The 17380-nt window shown below is 51.5% G+C and carries 15 protein-coding genes; all 15 read right to left on the bottom strand.

The genetic code is table 11. From position 1 onward, the window contains the following. Positions 1-11 precede the first annotated feature (11 nt). Complete coding sequence (locus IJ22_RS06430; RefSeq protein WP_062408022.1) at positions 12-2567, bottom strand: FtsK/SpoIIIE family DNA translocase; 2556 nt, start codon at positions 2565-2567, stop codon at positions 12-14. 75 nt (positions 2568-2642) lie between these two features. Beyond that, positions 2643-2873, bottom strand: a complete 231-nt coding sequence (locus IJ22_RS06425; protein WP_054818113.1) for a YlzJ-like family protein — start codon at positions 2871-2873, stop codon at positions 2643-2645. After that, complete coding sequence (locus tag IJ22_RS06420; RefSeq protein ID WP_062408020.1) at positions 2870-3601, bottom strand: ClpP family protease; 732 nt, start codon at positions 3599-3601, stop codon at positions 2870-2872. Before IJ22_RS06420 ends, IJ22_RS06425 begins: the two co-directional genes overlap by 4 nt. A gap of 168 nt (positions 3602-3769) precedes the next feature. After that, positions 3770-5446: a ribonuclease J gene (locus IJ22_RS06415; protein WP_054818112.1), complete on the bottom strand. Its 1677-nt coding sequence runs from the start codon at positions 5444-5446 to the stop codon at positions 3770-3772. A 208-nt stretch (positions 5447-5654) separates the two neighbouring features. Continuing rightward, a complete protein-coding gene (gene dapA / locus IJ22_RS06410) occupies positions 5655-6530 on the bottom strand; it encodes a 4-hydroxy-tetrahydrodipicolinate synthase (protein ID WP_054818111.1) in 876 nt (291 codons plus the stop codon). A gap of 13 nt (positions 6531-6543) precedes the next feature. Next, on the bottom strand, positions 6544-7770 hold the full coding sequence (dapG, locus tag IJ22_RS06405; protein WP_062408018.1) for an aspartate kinase: 1227 nt from the start codon (positions 7768-7770) through the stop codon (positions 6544-6546). A 99-nt stretch (positions 7771-7869) separates the two neighbouring features. Then, positions 7870-8907: an aspartate-semialdehyde dehydrogenase gene (locus IJ22_RS06400; protein WP_062408016.1), complete on the bottom strand. Its 1038-nt coding sequence runs from the start codon at positions 8905-8907 to the stop codon at positions 7870-7872. 42 nt (positions 8908-8949) lie between these two features. After that, on the bottom strand, positions 8950-9543 hold the full coding sequence (locus IJ22_RS06395) for a dipicolinate synthase subunit B (protein ID WP_062408014.1): 594 nt from the start codon (positions 9541-9543) through the stop codon (positions 8950-8952). Position 9544: 1 nt separating this feature from the next. Next, complete coding sequence (dpsA, locus tag IJ22_RS06390) at positions 9545-10441, bottom strand: dipicolinate synthase subunit DpsA (RefSeq protein WP_062408012.1); 897 nt, start codon at positions 10439-10441, stop codon at positions 9545-9547. A gap of 207 nt (positions 10442-10648) precedes the next feature. Then, positions 10649-11104, bottom strand: coding sequence for a dUTP diphosphatase (gene dut, locus IJ22_RS06385; protein ID WP_256830222.1), 456 nt, complete (start codon positions 11102-11104; stop codon positions 10649-10651). Continuing rightward, positions 11097-12347, bottom strand: coding sequence for a M16 family metallopeptidase (locus IJ22_RS06380; protein WP_062408011.1), 1251 nt, complete (start codon positions 12345-12347; stop codon positions 11097-11099). The genes dut and IJ22_RS06380 overlap by 8 nt, the downstream gene beginning before the upstream one ends. A gap of 65 nt (positions 12348-12412) precedes the next feature. Continuing rightward, the gene (locus IJ22_RS06375; protein ID WP_054818108.1) at positions 12413-13444 is read right to left on the bottom strand and encodes a polysaccharide deacetylase family protein; all 1032 of its coding nucleotides are present in this window, start codon (positions 13442-13444) and stop codon (positions 12413-12415) included. Positions 13445-13587: 143 nt separating this feature from the next. Then, on the bottom strand, positions 13588-15690 hold the full coding sequence (gene pnp, locus IJ22_RS06370; RefSeq protein WP_062408010.1) for a polyribonucleotide nucleotidyltransferase: 2103 nt from the start codon (positions 15688-15690) through the stop codon (positions 13588-13590). A gap of 267 nt (positions 15691-15957) precedes the next feature. Further along, the gene (rpsO, locus tag IJ22_RS06365; RefSeq protein ID WP_062408008.1) at positions 15958-16227 is read right to left on the bottom strand and encodes a 30S ribosomal protein S15; all 270 of its coding nucleotides are present in this window, start codon (positions 16225-16227) and stop codon (positions 15958-15960) included. A gap of 168 nt (positions 16228-16395) precedes the next feature. Continuing rightward, positions 16396-17349, bottom strand: coding sequence for a bifunctional riboflavin kinase/FAD synthetase (locus tag IJ22_RS06360; protein WP_054818106.1), 954 nt, complete (start codon positions 17347-17349; stop codon positions 16396-16398). Positions 17350-17380 lie beyond the last annotated feature (31 nt).

The following is a 17380-nucleotide window of genomic DNA, read 5'->3' as shown; positions in this document are numbered from 1 at the left end:
TACGACCTTCATCACGAGCTCATGCGGTTGATCTGATACTGCTCGAGGGAAACAAGCACTTCGCGAGGCTTGCTGCCTTCATACGGACCGACAATCCCGCGGGCTTCCATCGTATCGATTAACCTCGCCGCACGCGTGTACCCGACGCGCATCCGGCGCTGCAGCAGGGAAACAGAGGCTTGCTTGGCTTCCAGGATGATCTGAACCGCCTGATCATACAGCTCATCCTCAAATTCATTCTGCTCTTCCTGCCTTTCTTCCACTTGAGGCACCATGTCCTCGACATATTCGGCTTTTCCCTGCGTCCGCACAAAGCTCACAACGGCCTCGACCTCGGCATCGGACAGGAAAGCCCCTTGCACACGCACGGGCTTGGAAGCGCCCATCGGCAAATACAGCATATCCCCGCGTCCCAGCAGCTTTTCAGCTCCGACCGAATCGAGTATCGTCCGGGAATCCACCTGGGATGAAACGCCAAAGGCAATCCGTGAAGGAATATTCGCTTTAATGACGCCCGTGATGACATCGACGGACGGCCGCTGGGTTGCGATGATCAAATGGATCCCTGCAGCCCGAGCCATCTGTGCAAGACGGCAGATCGAATCCTCTACGTCGTTGGCAGCGACCATCATCAGATCCGCGAGCTCGTCCACGATCACCACAATATACGGCAGCGGAGCTCCCGTTTGGGTTTCCGTCAGCATCGCATTATAGCCCTCAATGTTTCTCGTGCCGCTCTTGGAGAACAGTTCGTACCGCTTCTCCATCTCAACGACAACCTTCTTCAGCGCCAAGGAAGCCCGTTTCGGATCCGTAACGACCGGAGCCAGCAAATGCGGGATGCCATTGTACACATTCAACTCCACCATTTTCGGGTCAATCATCAAAAATTTAACTTCATCCGGCTTCGCTTTATACAATATACTCGTGATGATGCCGTTGATGCAGACTGATTTTCCCGAACCCGTAGCTCCGGCAACGAGCAAATGCGGCATGCGCGCGAGATTGCCTACAATCGGCTGTCCAGAAATATCCCGGCCCAGTGTTATAGACAATTTGGAAGCGGCATCCTGGAACGTAGGGCTCTCCATGACCTCGCGCATCGTAACGACGGACACCTCGGTATTCGGCACCTCGATCCCGATAGCGGATTTCCCCGGAATCGGCGCCTCCATCCGTATGTCCTTGGCAGCCAGGGCAAGCGCAATATCGTCCGTTAAGCTCACGATTCGGCTCACCTTCACACCGACATCAGGTTGAATTTCATACCGGGTCACGGCCGGACCACGGACCACCTCAAGCACTTTCGCTCTAACGCCGAAGCTTTCCAGCGTCGCCTCCAGCTTACGGGCAACGGCTTTGTAATCGAGCGCATCGCCGCCTTTGCCTGACGACGGCTTGGATAACAGCTGGAGGGACGGAAGCTCGTATGGAATCTCCAAAGGCTTGTTCTTCATATCGAAATCTTCCGTTCCGCCTTCGTGTTCGGCCGACTCTTGAGCTGCGGCTTTAGAGCCGGAGGAAGCGCCGCCTTCTCCCTTGGCTCCCGTGGCTAACACCGTCTCCTGCTGTACCTGCTCCTGGAAATCGCGGATAACCGGGATGGCAGGATCATTGAATTCAGCCACAGGAGGCTCATTTCCCGACAGAAGCGATCGTTCATCCTCTGCTCTGGTATACACGGTCACCATCTCTTCCTCGCTATCGGAAGAATGGTCGGAGTCCGGACCTCCTGACACCTTATCAGCCGATTTGCTGCCGCCTTTGGAGGGATTTAACAGCTCGAAGAAAAGCGCGCGCTTCTTTCCAGACCCGCGGTTTTTCTTTTCCGGCTTGTACGTTTCCTCGTCATATTCTTCATCCGGTTCCGGAATATAAGCAACAGCCGGTTTTCTTTTCTTCACCTTATTGACAGCTTGCCTCCGCTGATGACGTTCCAGCAGCTTCCGTTTGATATACTGACCTAACAGCGTATCGGCAAAAGGCTTCCGGCCTCTTACCCGGTTGAGTACATCGCCCAGCGAGATACCTGTCACCAACAGAAACCCGGCAATAAACAACGTATACTGGATCAGCCGCGCCCCCAAATTATCAAACAAATAGTACAGAACGGAGTAGATCAAGGCGCCGATCATCCCGCCCCCTACCCCGGCAGTCAAAATTTCCTGGCCCTGCATCGTCGGTTCAAGTCCGTCAATCATGCCGATCCATGTTTGCGACCAGATTTGACCTGCGGTAAACTCCGCTTTTTCATAAAGCTGGGCAAACAGACTGATATGGCTCATCAGCAGCAGGGAAAGAAGAATCAGCAGCAGACCCGTTTTACGGGATGTCCTCCAGACCGGCCACGACCGCTTCATCATCGCATACAAGGCAGCGTATATAAACACTAACGGTATAACAAAGTCCCACGTTCCGATCAGAAAGCGAAACAGATAAGTCAGGGCGCGGGCTACGGAGCCCTCACGGGATAAAGCGATGATTGACAATGTCAAAATCAATATGCCGTACAGTTCAAATTTCAAATTCGTTTTAAGTCCTTTGCCCCTCTTCCTCTTCTTGGACAAGACCGCTCACCCCCCGAGGATTCATTATACCATAAACTGGGGTGAAGCTGAATGTAAGGAATGTAAATTCGATCCTTAGCCCTGCAGAAATGGCTGAAATTCAATCATTCTTCCGGGTGCATACTGCGGGTTCAAATAGTCCTGCAGGTTGCAGCTGATTAAACGGACGATCCTCGCCTGCCGGGCATTGATAGGGTGCACCTGCATCGTGACTCCATTCATGACGATTTCAACCGGTCTTGGAAAGTCCTCATGATCAATGCCTTCCATCACTGCTTCAAGCGGAAGCACCGTATAATGAATCATTGGACCATTCCTCCCTGGGCTCTGCGCCGTTCTTCGATCATCTCGTTGAGCTTTTGAATCGCTTCCCCTACGCCGCCTAACGCGTCGATTAAACCATAGCGGACCGCATCCGATCCGATCACCGTCGTTCCGATATCCCGGGTCAGCTCCCCCGTTTTGAACATCAGCTCTTTGAATTTGTCTTCCTCGACTCTGGAGTGGCGTGTGACGAAACGAATAACCCTTTCCTGCATTTTGTCCAAATATTCAAACGTTTGCGGCACTCCGATAACCAATCCGTTCAGCCGGATGGGGTGAATGGTCATCGTAGCCGTCTCGGCAATGATGGAGTAATTGGCCGAAACGGCTATGGGAACGCCGATGCTGTGACCGCCGCCCAGAACCAGCGTCACCGTCGGTTTGGATAAGGTGGCGATCATCTCCGCGATGGCAAGCCCCGCTTCCACATCGCCGCCGACCGTGTTCAGAATGATCAATACGCCTTCGATTTTCGGATTTTGCTCCGCCGCTACCAGCTGCGGAATGATATGCTCATACTTTGTCGTTTTATTTTGCGGAGGAAGCACAAGATGGCCCTCTACCTGGCCAATTATCGTCATGCAGAAGATATTAGACTCGTTGGTTGGAACATTCGTTTGTCCTAACTGCTGAATAGCATCGACTGTAGCGTTCTTTCTCGCGTCTTCTGTCATGGGCTGCGTCTGCTCTTGATTATTTTCAAATGCCATGTCACATTCCCCCTAGAGTGTTAAAATCTCCCCTTAGTATGATACGGGAGCGCAAAAATATGCGCCGAACCGCATAAAGACCGCTCTGCGTCGATGATGGACACAGGCGGTCTTTTTTCATGTAAGTGACATTTATTAAGTTAACGGTGCTATGACTGGTGGACAGTTTCAGACTTCCATAATAATAGGGAGAATCATCGGTCTTCTTCTGGTTTGTTCATATAAAAATCGTCCGAGCGCGTCCTTCACATGAGTTTTGAGAGACGCCCACTCATTCACATTTTCATTCATCAAGCGATGCAGTGTGCTGGTCACAATGCGGTTCGCTTCTTCAAGCAGCCCTTCCGATTCCCGCACGTATACGAAACCTCGGGAAATGATATCCGGGCCGGACAAAATCGCCCCATCCTGCTTGCTGAGTGTCACCACGACAACGAGAATTCCGTCTTGTGAGAGCAGTTTGCGGTCGCGCAGTACGATGTTGCCTACATCGCCCACGCCCAGTCCGTCAATCAGAATGTTGCCGGCAGGAACTTTGGAGCCCTTGCGCGCCACGCCATCTTGAATCTCCACGGTATCCCCGTTGTCCACGATGAAAATATCTTCCCGCGGTATGCCCACAGACTCCGCCAACATCCCGTGCTGACGCAGCATGCGGTACTCCCCGTGAATCGGGATGAAATATTTAGGACGCATGATGTTGAGCATCAGCTTCAGCTCTTCCTGGCTTCCGTGTCCCGAGACGTGCACACCTGTGATGGAACCCGGTCCGTAAATCACATTTGCGCCGATCCGCATCAACTCGTCCACTGTACGTCCCACATAGCGCTCATTGCCCGGAATCGGTGTGGCCGCGATGATGACCGTGTCTCCCGGTAAAATGTCCACCTTCCGGTGGGTCGAACGCGCCATGCGTGTAAGGGCTGACATAGGTTCGCCCTGAGATCCTGTCGAGAGAATGGCAACACGGTCCGAAGCGAGTTTATTCACTTCTTCCGGCTCAATCAGCATGCCGTCCGGAATATGCAGATAGCCGAGCTCGCTCGCGATGCTTACTACATTCACCATACTGCGGCCGATCACAACGAGCTTGCGGCGAGTGCTCTCGCATGCGTCGATTACCTGCTGAATCCGGTGAATATTGGACGCGAAGGTTGCGATAATGACACGCTGCTTCGCTTTGCGGAACACCTCTTCAATCTCCGCCCCGACACTGCGTTCCGAACCGGTATAGCCCGGGCGTTCCGCATTCGTACTGTCCGATAACAGGGCCAGCACGCCTTTATGTCCGATGGCTGCCATCCGGTGGAGATCAGCATGCTGCTCGTTTACCGGTGTCTGATCGAACTTGAAGTCTCCGGTATGCACAACATTCCCTTCCGGAGTCTCCAAGCACACCCCGACCGAATCCGGAATACTATGATTCGTTTTGAAGAATGTTGCGGTCATGCAGCCCAGCTTCAATTCGGAATCGGCCGTAATGACGATTCGTTTGGTTTCGCCAAGCAGACTCGCTTCTTTTAATTTCGTTTCGATGAGTCCCATGGTCAATCTCGTACCGTAAACAGGTACATTCAAATGCTTCAGCACGTAAGGCAATCCGCCAATGTGATCCTCGTGTCCGTGGGTAATCAGAATGCCCCGGACTTTATCGCGATTTTCCGTCAGGTAGGAAATATCCGGAATGACGATATCGATTCCGAGCATGTCCTCTTCGGGAAATTTCAATCCGCAGTCAATCACTACAATATCGTTCGCGTATTGCACAACATACATGTTCTTTCCGATTTCACCTACGCCGCCCAAGGCGAAAATCGTTAATTTGTCTATATTTTTCTTGGACAAGTACATAAACCTCCTCAAATTAATTGACGACGATTCAGATATGAGCTAAAACCAAAAATATACCGCACCAGTCACTTGCCACCATTATACATGAACAAATTAACCATTTACAAGCTGATCAGCATCACGCCGTCCGCCGTTAGTTATTCGTATTGTATCCAAAAAAAAGAAAACCGATGCCGGAATGGCACCGATTCATTCGAAGACCTCATTCAAACAGGGATGCAATGAATTGTCCTTCTTGTTCGGTAACATTCACGAGAGGCAAACGCACGCCTCCCGTCGATACTCCTTTGAGTTGAAGCGCATGCTTCACCGGCGCAGGATTCGGCACGCGATGCGGACAGAAGAACAATCCTCTGAATATCGGAAGCAATTGACCGTGAAGTCTTGCCGCACCCTGTACATCTCCCTGTACATAACATCTTATCATATTTTGCATTTCTTTTCCAACTACATGGCTCGCTACGCTCACGATGCCATGTGCTCCAACCGACATGGCCGGAAGCGCAGCACTGTCGTCACCGCTGTAGACCAGAAAACCCGGAGCAGCTCCGCTTACGATCTGGGTCAGCTGATCCGTATCCGCACAGTCCTTCGTGGCAACGATATTCGGGATATGAGACAAGCGGATCGTCGTATCGGCGTCGATGTTCACACCTGTACGTCCGGGAACGTTATACAAAATGACCGGAATGTTTACCGACTCGGCAATCGCTTTAAAATGCTGATACAGACCTTCTTGAGAAGGACGGTTATAATAAGGAGCCACCAACAGCAGAGCATCTACACCGAGTTTTTCCGCTTCCCTGGATAAATGGATGGAGTGGGCGGTATCATTGCTGCCTGTGCCTGCGATAACAGGGCAACGACCATTGACATGCTTCACCGCGGTCCGGAAAAGCTCCAGTTTTTCTTCCTCCGTCAACGTCGGAGATTCCCCCGTTGTACCGCTAACCACGAGGCTATCGCTTTGCTGTTCGTCGATAAGGTAGTCGATCAATTTCTCAAACCCAGCGATATCTACTTTCAGGTCGGTATCAAAAGGCGTTACCATTGCCGTTATAAGTCTTCCAAAATCCACGACAAAACTCCTCCTACTTCATTGTTCTGTATAGTTTGAACTGCTTATGCAGCGCTCTTACGGCTCTGGCCATGTCTTCCTCCTGAACCAGCACCCAGATGGTGGTATTGGAGTCCGCGGACTGCAAAATTTGCACATCTGCCTCCGTCAGCGCTTCAACAATATGTGCCATGATGCCCGGAACGCCGTTCATGCCCCCGCCGATGATCGACACCTTGGCGCAATTCGGCGTAATTTGGGGACTGAGCCCCATTTCCACCAACGTATCGGCCGCCCGGTTGGCCTCATGATCAAAGACCGTATACACTACTCCCGAAGGATTCACATTGATGAAATCCACGCTGATTCGTTGACGGGCCATCGCTTTAAATACATTCAGTTGAAGGTCATAGTTGCCTTCCTTTGCCGATACGCGGATCTGTGAAATACCCGGCACATGGGCTATCCCTGTAACGAATCGGTCTTGAACGGTTCCCGTTGCAGCCTTGATCGCGTCAGGATGCGTGACAAGCGTACCCGGATCCTTCGAGAACGTGGAACGCACACGAACCGGAATACCGGCATGCATGGCTACTTCTACCGCTCGGGGATGAATGACTTTGGCGCCGAGATGCGCCATATTGCATATTTCCATATACGAGACGACCGACAGGGGCTGTGCGTCGTCAACGATTCGCGGATCAGCCGTCAATATGCCGCTCACATCGGTAAAGATATCGACAATCTCCGCGTTCAACGCAGCGCCCAAAGCGGTTGCAGACGTATCGCTTCCGCCTCGTCCCAGCGTCGTAAAATCGCCGTCAGCCGTTTCGCCTTGAAAACCGGCAACGATGACAACGTTTCCTTGGTCGAGCAGTTCAAGTATACGCCCCGGCTGCAAGGATGTGATTTGAGCGTTGCCAAACGTATCGTTGGTTCGTATTCCGGCTTGCGCGCCGGTCAACACCGTCGATGGAATGCCCGCCGCGTTCAACAGGCTGCATAAGGTCGCCGCCGAGATCAGCTCTCCGCAGCAGAGCAGCATATCCTGTTCCCTGTCAGGCAGCCGGTCTCCGTTCTGACGGATCCATTCCAGTAAAGTATCCGTTGCATAAGGTTCGCCCTTGCGTCCCATAGCCGATACGACAACTACTAGTTTGTATTCTTGCTTCAATGCGTCCTGGATATGCTCGATAACGTGTGCTCTGGCTTCAGCTGTGGAAAGGGACGTGCCTCCGAATTTCTGCACTAGGATCTTCATCAAGATCTCCCCTTCTTGAGTAGCCTTTCAAAGATTGAGCAAAAACCAAGCTTCCCGCATCATGCAGGAAGCCGATTTGGTAGCCGAAGTTGTCCGTGATTATTTTTCGATCGCGATATATTCCGCGATTTGGACCGCATTCCAAGCAGCGCCCTTCAATAAATTATCGGAAACAATCCACATGTTCAGCGCCCGAGGGTTGCTCAAATCGCGGCGTACACGTCCAACGAATGTCTCCAGCTTGCCTGCCGCCTCCGTAGCGAGCGGATACAGCTGCTCCGCCGGATTGTCCTGCAGAACGATTCCCGGCGCTTCAGCGAGGATATTCTTCACTTCCTCCACGTCAAAGTCGCTTTTCAATTCGACATATACGGACTCCGAATGTCCATAAACGACCGGAATGCGCACGCAGGTGGCGGTAACCTCCAGAGATTCGTCGCCCATAATTTTTTTGGTTTCGTTGATCATTTTCATTTCTTCATACGTAAATCCGTTATCTACGAATTTATCGATTTGCGGAATGGCGTTAAACGCAATTTGATGCTTGACCGGAAGCGATCCGACCGGCAAAATTTGCGGTTCCACCGGCTGGCCGTCGAGTACGGCACGGGATTGGCGCAGCGTTTCCCTGATCGCGCTTGCCCCTGCACCCGATACAGCCTGATATGTGGAAACGATAATGCGCGAAATCCCGTAACGATCGTACAACGGCTTTAGGGCCTGCACCATTTGGATTGTCGAGCAGTTCGGGTTCGCGATGACTCCCTTGTTTTCATTAATCTTATCAATGTTCACTTCCGGCACCACTAGCGGTGTATCCGGGTCCATCCGGAAGGCGCTGGTGTTATCCACGCAGATCGTTCCGTGCTTGATCGCTTCCGGCACGAGCGCGCGGCTTACGTCGCCCCCGGCGCTGAACAAAGCGATATCCACATTCCGGAAGCTTTCCGGCTTGGCTTCTTCAATGGTAATTTCTTGACCCTTGAAATTGATTTTCTTGCCCGCTGACCGTGCGGATGAGAGAAGCTTGAGTTCACCAATAGGGAAATTCCGTTCGGCCAGCAAACGGATAATTTGTTCTCCTACAGCACCTGTTGCACCTACTACAGCGACATTAAACAATTTTTGATTCGACATGTGTACGTCTCTCCCCTATGATGATATAAGTAAAATGTATGATCAGTAATTAAACCGTTCAATCAGCAGCGGCTGCAGCTGCTTGCCTTGAAGCGCCGCTTCGCACGTTTCCATAATCAAGTCCATCCGGGCCACAAGCGAATTCGGTTTGGCTTGCGGATTGTCCTGACCGAAAGGGACAAAATAAATATTCTTCGTAATGAGCAGCTTGCCCACATTCATCGCGTTCAGGCCCAACCCGTCATTCGTCGATATCGCCAGCACCAGCGGCCGGCCGTTGCGCATTTGCGCCTTCGCCGCCATCAGTACCGGGCTCTCTGTCATGGCATTGGCCAATTTACTTGTCGTATTTCCTGTACATGGAGCGATAACCAGTACATCCAGCAGCTTCGAAGGTCCGAGCGGTTCTGCATCTACAATTGAAGAAATAATATCATTTCCTGTGATCTGTTTCAACTGTTTTTGCCAACTTTCCGACGTTCCGAATCGCGTATCCGTCGTCATGATCGTATTGGATACAATAGGAATCACCTTGGCTCCCGCATCCACAAAACGCCGAATTTGCGGCATGACTTCTTCAAAAGTGCAGTGAGAGCCCGTCATAGCGTAACCTACCGTAAGACCCTGCCAATTCATTTTACCTATTCCTCCTTGAATTTGCATCCTCCATAATAATCCGCGTAATGGTGTCGCCAATGATGCGTCCTGCCGTTTTCGGCGCAACGATGCCCGGAAGCCCGGGGGCAAGGATCGCCTTGATTCCCCGTTTTTCGGCAAAACGGAAATCCGTTCCCCCCGGCTTCGAGGCCAGATCGATAATGACGGCTCGATGAGGAATGTTGGCTATAATCTGGGCCGTAATAATCATCGACGGAATGGTATTGAAAAGCAAGTCGACATGAGATACATTGGTGATCAGGTCCTTGGTATAAAAAGGGTTCATCCCCATTTCCAAGGCCCTGGCATAATATTCCGGTTTATTCACGCCAACCCTCACTCTGGCGCCCATGCCCTGCAGTGTTCTGGCTACCGTTATCCCTGTCCGGCCAAAACCAAGCACCATCGATTCGGAACCGTGCAGCGTAATATCCGTATTTTGAATCGCCATCATGATGGCGCCTTCGGCGGTGGGTATCGAATTGTATATGGCCACATCATCCCGGTCAAATAGCTCTATCAGCTCTATACCCTCCTTGGTACACAGTTCACGCAAGTAAGTCTTCGCCATGCCGGCAAATACCTTTGCCTTCTTCGGCAGCGCCGCTATATGTTTACCCTCTATACGCAATTCCTTTGAAGCAAAGAGACTTTCTACATGTCCATAGTCGTCCGTACCTACAGCAGGCAAAATGACGGCATCCATTCCCTCAAGAACCTCGGGCGTCAGTTCTGCCTTGGTGATTCCGCTGAACCCGTTTTGCAAATTGTCGAATCCGATCAGCACTACGGTAGCATCCAGCTCGGAGCATTTGTGTATGACTTCGAGCTGACGGGCATCGCCGCCGATCAGCGCCACATGAATCCCGGTCAGCATCATTCTCACCTCTTTCTATGTCGCTTTCGATAAAACATCTTATGCGTAAGCCCAAAGATGGGTTCCAAGGGGCCGGCCGGGAAACAGCGGAACTCTGAAAAAATCCGGCTAATGCCCCTGCCGCATCTTCTCCTGAACAAAAAAAAACGTTCTCCCATTCCGAGCCGTGGCTTGGAACGGGAGAACGCCTTCTTCCGGGATATGATATTATTTTGTGCCCGTATGCCCGAAGCCTCCTGCTCCGCGCACCGTATCGTCCAGTTCTTCAACTTCCGTAAGCCGGATTTGCGGCACCAGTTGGAAAACCATCTGCGCAATCCGTTCCTTCCGCTCGATAATGAAGGGCTCCTGACCGTGATTGATCAGCAGCACCTTCACTTCTCCCCGGTAATCCGCATCAATCGTCCCGGGGCTGTTGAGGGAGGTAATGCCGTGTTTGAATGCCAGCCCGCTGCGAGGCCGGATTTGCGCCTCCAGCTCGTCAGGCATGGCAAGCGCAAAACCGGTAGGAATCAGTGCCCGGGCGCCCGGCTCAAGCGTCACAGGCTCGGTTACCGCGGCATACAGATCGAACCCGCTTGCCAGCTGGGACATTTTCTGTGGAAGCGGGATATCCTCATTGCCCGGGAGACGCTTGATTCTAACTTCAAATGCATTAAACAAGGCGATCCCTCCCGAACCCGGCGATGGCTTCATCCGTTTGCCCTACCATTGCCAAAGCGAACGGCTCGGAAAGCAGCCTTGCCGTCAGCTGTTGAATGTGCTCCATCTCTACCCTTTCAATCCGCTCGATCATCTCATCCAAGCTGTAATGCTTACCCAGCATCAGTTCGTTCTTGCCGAGACGGTTCATACGGCTGCTGGTGCTTTCGAGACTTAGAATGAGACTGCCCTTCATTTGTTCCTTGCCTTTTTTCAGCTCCGCCGGCGTTAAGCCGTTTGCTTTCAAATCAGCGAGGAGCTCCATTGTAATCTTAAGCACCTCTTCTGTTTGCTTTGGAGCCGTTCCGGTGTAAATCGTGAACAAGCCGCCATCCTGATAAGCCGTATGATAAGAGTACACGGAATAGGCAAGTCCGCGCTTTTCGCGAATTTCCTGGAACAACCGGGAGCTCATCCCTCCGCCGATCGCATTATTCAGCAGAATCATTGCATACAGTTGATCATCCTTGGCTGAAAAACCCGGGAACGAAAGGCAGATATGGTTTTGTTCCGTCTTTTTCTGAAAATACTGAAGGTCGCTGCGAAATCCTGGCGGAGGCGTGATGCGGTCCCCGCCTTGAACGGAAAATTCACCGAAATGACGTTCAATCAGTTCAACGACATTGTCATCTACATTACCGGCAATACTGACCACCGTGTTCTCTATCGTATAACGGGATTTCATATAATCCTTGAGCGTATCGGAACTCATGGCCGCCAAGTTGTCCTGCGTGCCGATGATCGTAAATCCGAGCGAGTGGTTGCCGAAAGCCGCTTTGGCAATCAAATCGTGAACCATATCGTCCGGCGTATCTTCATACATGGAGATTTCTTCATAGATCACATTTTTTTCCTTCTCCAGCTCCACGGGGTCAAACGTGGAACGGAAGAACATATCGGCTAATACTTCCACCGCCATCGGCAGATGCTCATCAAGCACTTTGCAATAATAGCAGGTATATTCCTTGGACGTGAATGCATTCACGTTGCCGCCGATACCGTCGAAAATTTCGGCAATATCCTTTGCCGAATATTTATCCGTACCTTTGAAGAGCATGTGCTCAATCAAGTGCGAGATACCGTTGTTCGTTTCATTTTCATCGCGAGATCCGGTTTTGACCCAAATGCCGAAAGCCACCGAGCGGCCTGTCGGTATTTTCTCTACCACGACTCTCAGCCCATTGTTAAGCGTATATTTGTCCAAGCCATCGAGCCTCCTTAAGTCCTGCTATGAATGATACGCTTGCGCATAATATTTAGATATTAACATTAATATTCAGCCGACTCAACCTTGGGCACCCGCTGCGGGGAAATGACTTCACTGACGGTGCCAAGCTGGAGCCCCTTGGATTTGATCACGCGAATCATTCCCGGGAGCGCTTTACTGCTGGAGGAGGTCGGATGCATGAGAATAAGCGAGCCGGGTTCTATTCTTGTCTCAATTTTACGGACGATGCTGGAAGGTTCAGGGTTTTTCCAGTCTACGGTATCGAGCGTCCAAAGGATGGTTCTCAGCTTCATGCTGTGCGCGATCTCCACCGTAGTCTGATTGAAGTCCCCGGAAGGCGGTGCAAAAAGCTTATTGTCTACACCGAGTTCCCGCTTTAACAGTTCTTCGGTTTTACTGATCTCGGCGAATGCCTGCGCCCGGCTTAATTTACTCATATCCTTATGGGAATACGCGTGATTGGACATCTCATGCCCCTGCTCCATGATGGTCCGGGCCATGGGAATATTTTTACGAAGCCACGATCCGTCAAAAAAGAACGTTGCGCGCACATTTTCTTTCTTCAACGTCTCCAGGATGACCGGTAAATATTCTTCCCCCCAAGCGACGTTGATCATAAAAGCAGCCATCGGCTTATTCGGATTCCCCTTGTAGACCGGATGAGGCCCGAGCTGCTCCAAGCCGACTTGAGGAGGAACCTCCCTGAAAAGAAGTTTGGGCGGGTCTGGAAACGACTCCCGCTCGGCAAGCTCCAACGTTTTCTCCACATCGATTTCAAGTCCGTTATATCCGGGTATCGCCTTCCAAACCCGGTCGACCTTCGCGTTAATCGGTGCAACGTTCAGCCGCTTCGCCTCCGCTTGAATATGCTCGAGCAGCTTCGCTTTACGGGTATCCGGGTCTTCTCGCCATACCTGCCTGGCTAATTGGCCCAGAGGAGATCCGATCAGATTCGTTGAGGCACTGCTTTGTATCGCATGCTGCACAAATCGTTCCACTTGAGGCGATTGCTGCACCAAGACAAGCACCGCACCGAAGCAAGCTGCTGTGAACAACAACTGGTAGCGTTTCATTCGCATTCTCCTGTCGTTCCTCATTTGTCCCATTCATATGCCTTTTGGGACAAGGTTAGAACCGGAGAACCAACAGGCCAAACAAAAAAGAGACAGACTGCTCTGACTCTTTCTTCATTCCCGCTTTATTAAGACTATGAGATTTAGTTTTGTGCCGGAACTTGTGCCGTCAATACCGCTTTGCGCGATAAATTCACGCGGCCCTGGGCATCAATTTCAGTGACTTTAACCGTAATCGCGTCACCGATCTTCACTACATCCTCTACCTTGCCAACGCGTTCGGTAGACAGCTGCGAGATGTGCACCAATCCTTCTTTGCCCGGTAAAATTTCAACAAAGCAGCCGAATTTCTCGATGCGCTTGACCGTGCCAAGATAGGTTTCTCCTACAACGACTTCGCGGACGATGCCTTCGATGATTTGACGAGCCTTCTCGTTCATCTCCTCGTTCGACGAGGCAATGTACACACGGCCATCCTGCTCGATATCGATTTTCACGCCGGTTTCCTCAATGATTTTGTTGATGATCTTACCGCCTGCTCCAATGACATCGCGGATTTTGTCCGGATTGATCTGCATCGTGACAATTTTCGGCGCATATTGCGACAACTGGGATTTCGGCTGATCGATGCGCTCGAGCATTTTGTTCAGGATGAACATTCGGCCTTTCTTGGCCTGCTCCAGCGACTGCGACAAGATAGCCCGGTCAATGCCGTCAATTTTGATGTCCATTTGCAGTGCCGTAACGCCTTTGGCCGTACCGGCCACTTTAAAGTCCATATCGCCGAGGTGGTCTTCCATCCCTTGAATATCTGTCAAAATGGAGAAGTGATCTCCATCTTTAATCAGTCCCATGGCAATACCTGCCACCGGCGCCTTGATCGGAACGCCTGCGTCCATCAAAGCCAGTGTACTGGCGCAAATACTTGCTTGCGACGTCGAACCGTTGGATTCCAATACCTCCGAAACAAGCCGAATGGTATAAGGAAATTCGGATTCCGAAGGAATAATCGGCTCAAGCGCACGTTCGCCAAGCGCTCCGTGACCGATCTCACGACGACCCGGAGGACGCAACGGCCTCGCCTCGCCCACACTGAACGGAGGGAAGTTGTAATGATGCATAAACCGTTTCGATTCTTCCAAATCCAGCCCGTCAAGAATTTGCACATCGCCCAGTGCCCCAAGCGTACAAACGCTGAGCGCCTGTGTTTGGCCGCGGGTGAAGAGTCCTGATCCATGCGTACGAGGCAGCAGATTGATGTCGCACTCGATCGGGCGGATTTCCTCCAATCCGCGTCCGTCCGGACGCACCTTGTCGTGCGTAATCAAACGGCGCACTTCTTCTTTTACGATATCGTAAAGCGTTTCTTTCACATCCGCCATCTTTTCCGGAGTTTCTGCATAAACTGCGGCAAAGTGCTCTATAGCATCGTTGTTTACCGCATCGATCGCATTTTGTCTGGCGTGCTTTTCTGGAACCTTCACCGCTTCGATCAGACGGGCAGCTGCAAACTCGCGAACCGCCTGGCTCACTTCCGCGTCCACGCTGTGTAGCTTGACTTCCATCTTCGGTTTGCCGACTTCTGCAGCAAATTGCTCTTGTACGGCAACGATTTTACGGATTTCGTCATGCCCGAACATGATCGCTTCGAGCATCACTTCCTCGGGAACTTCTTCCGCACCGGCTTCCACCATCATAATGGCATCCTTGGTCCCGGCCACTACCAGATGAATGTCGCTTTTCTCGGCCTGTTCCACTGTCGGATTGATGACGAACTGTCCATCTACCCTTCCGACAATCACACCGCCGATCGGACCGTGAAACGGCACGTCCGAAATGCTGAGCGCCGCGGATACGCCGATCATCGCCGTAATCTCCGGCGCGCATTCCTGATCCACGCTCATGACCATCGCTACGACCTGCACATCGTTACGGAAACCTTCCGGGAACAACGGCCGAATCGGACGATCCGTTAAACGGCTGGCGAGTATGGCTTTCTCGCTCGGACGTCCTTCCCGCTTGATGAATCCCCCCGGAATTTTCCCTACAGAATAAAGCCGTTCCTCATAGTTTACCGTCAGCGGGAAAAAATCCAAATCTTTCGGTTCAGCCGATGCCGTAACCGTGCAAAGCACGACCGTCTCACCGTAGCGGGCTAAAACAGCTCCGTTGGCCTGCTTGGCCAAACGTCCGGTTTCAAGAATCAGCGGACGCCCCCCGAGATCCATTTGCACCTTCTTCTCCATAAACAACCTCCTAAAAATTTGCGTTCGCTCCATGAAAAAACATATACACGAGAAATCGCTTATGTAGTGTTAGCGACCGTCTTCGGAGAAATTTACCGCGGCGGCCGGATCGAGTTTATCTATAATGCATTCTGCATAATGATTAGTATTTCCTTCTTTTGCGAAAATAGTAGCCGAAAAAAAGCAACCCCGCAAGCCTATGCATCCATCGCCATAGGCCTGGCGTGCACAAAGGACAAGCGTGGTTGCTTTTGTTATGACCGTAAATTAACGGCGCAAGCCGAGCTTTTCGATCAAGGCGCTGTAACGCTGAACGTCTTTGTTTTTGAGGTACGTCAGCAGCTTACGGCGCTGGCCTACCATCTTGAGCAAGCCGCGACGAGAGTGATGGTCCTTCTTGTGCGTCTTCAGATGGTTGGTCAAATTGACGATGTTTTCCGTAAGAATTGCGATTTGCACTTCAGGAGATCCTGTATCGTTCTCATGCGTCTTATGAGTTTGGATTAATTCCTGCTTGCGTTCCTGAGTCAATGCCATTCCAATTCACCTCCATAAATAATCTAATCTCCTTTGGCCCAGAGATCGTTGGAGTGTTCGATTCTCCACGCCAAGGTTTCTCTATTGTCCCGCTTGTTATCCCCAGAGATATGCACTCGGGCAACGTTACAAAGTATATCATATTCCATCTGTAAAAGTAAAATCATATTATAAGTTTTGCATGGATCTGCGTTCTGCTATGATGAAACGCGCTTGGTCCGCATCCTGGCGGATTTGGGAAATCAGCTCCTGAACGGAGCCAAATTTCCTTTCATGTCGAATAAATCCGAGCAGCTCCACCTCTATGGTCTCACCATAAACCATATCGGAGAAGTCAAACAAATGCGCTTCCAATACCGGCTGCAGCAGGCCGGTATCGAATGTCGGCTTGACTCCGACATTCATAACACCGCCTACTTTACGTCCCCGAACGGTTGCAACAACGGCATACACGCCATTGGCCGGAATCACATAGTCTTCCGACACCTCAATGTTAGCCGTGGGAAACCCGATCGTGCGGCCGCGGCCGTCTCCGTGAACTACTCTCCCTTGAAGCTTGTACGGGCGGCCCAAAAGAAGACCGGCTTCTTGAACGTCGCCGCTTAGAAGCAGGTTGCGGATTTGCGTACTGCTCACCTTTTCTCCGCGAAGCTCGAACGGACGTACCACCTCTACGGCAAAGCGCCCTCCAGCGAGATTGCAAAGCGTGTCCGATGTGCCCGCGCCCTTAAAGCCGAAGGTAAAGTCAAACCCGACAAATACGGTATTCACCCTCAAAGGAATAAGCATTTGTTCAACAAACTGCTCAGGGGATACCCGCATCAAAGTTTCGTTAAAATCGACGATGTACGTCGTATGAACTCCAAGTGCTTCAAGCTGCTCCTTTTTGGCAGCAAGCGGTGTCAGCAGTTGAGTGTATTTATCTATCCCCAGCACTTGACGGGGATGCGGATGAAACGTCATAATGGCAGCCGGAAGGCGCAATTCGGCCCCACGCTCGACCGCACGACGGATCACTTCCCGATGACCGAGATGTACGCCGTCAAATTCGCCGATAGCCAGCACCCGGGAGTCTGCAACACACGCCTCAGGGAGCGGAAACGTTAGCTGTACCGTATGCATCGTATTTTATTTCACCTACATTTCTTATAGG

This window comes from Paenibacillus naphthalenovorans (genome assembly GCF_001465255.1).
GTDB classification, from domain to species: Bacteria; Bacillota; Bacilli; order Paenibacillales; family NBRC-103111; genus Paenibacillus_G; species Paenibacillus_G naphthalenovorans.
This window is presented reverse-complemented; position numbering and strand designations above follow the sequence as displayed.

Excerpts from the sequence above, each read along its gene's own strand:
- IJ22_RS06425 (WP_054818113.1), bottom strand. The coding sequence starts at position 2,873 with ATGATTCATTATACGGTGCTTCCGCTTGAAGCAGTGATGGAAGGCATT.
- IJ22_RS06420 (WP_062408020.1), bottom strand. The coding sequence starts at position 3,601 with ATGGCATTTGAAAATAATCAAGAGCAGACGCAGCCCATGACAGAAGAC.
- dapG (WP_062408018.1), bottom strand. The coding sequence starts at position 7,770 with ATGAAGATCCTAGTGCAGAAATTCGGAGGCACGTCCCTTTCCACAGCT.
- IJ22_RS06400 (WP_062408016.1), bottom strand. The coding sequence starts at position 8,907 with ATGTCGAATCAAAAATTGTTTAATGTCGCTGTAGTAGGTGCAACAGGT.
- IJ22_RS06395 (WP_062408014.1), bottom strand. The coding sequence starts at position 9,543 with ATGAATTGGCAGGGTCTTACGGTAGGTTACGCTATGACGGGCTCTCAC.
- dpsA (WP_062408012.1), bottom strand. The coding sequence starts at position 10,441 with ATGCTGACCGGGATTCATGTGGCGCTGATCGGCGGCGATGCCCGTCAG.
- IJ22_RS06375 (WP_054818108.1), bottom strand. The coding sequence starts at position 13,444 with ATGAAACGCTACCAGTTGTTGTTCACAGCAGCTTGCTTCGGTGCGGTG.
- pnp (WP_062408010.1), bottom strand. The coding sequence starts at position 15,690 with ATGGAGAAGAAGGTGCAAATGGATCTCGGGGGGCGTCCGCTGATTCTT.
- rpsO (WP_062408008.1), bottom strand. The coding sequence starts at position 16,227 with ATGGCATTGACTCAGGAACGCAAGCAGGAATTAATCCAAACTCATAAG.
- IJ22_RS06360 (WP_054818106.1), bottom strand. The coding sequence starts at position 17,349 with ATGCATACGGTACAGCTAACGTTTCCGCTCCCTGAGGCGTGTGTTGCA.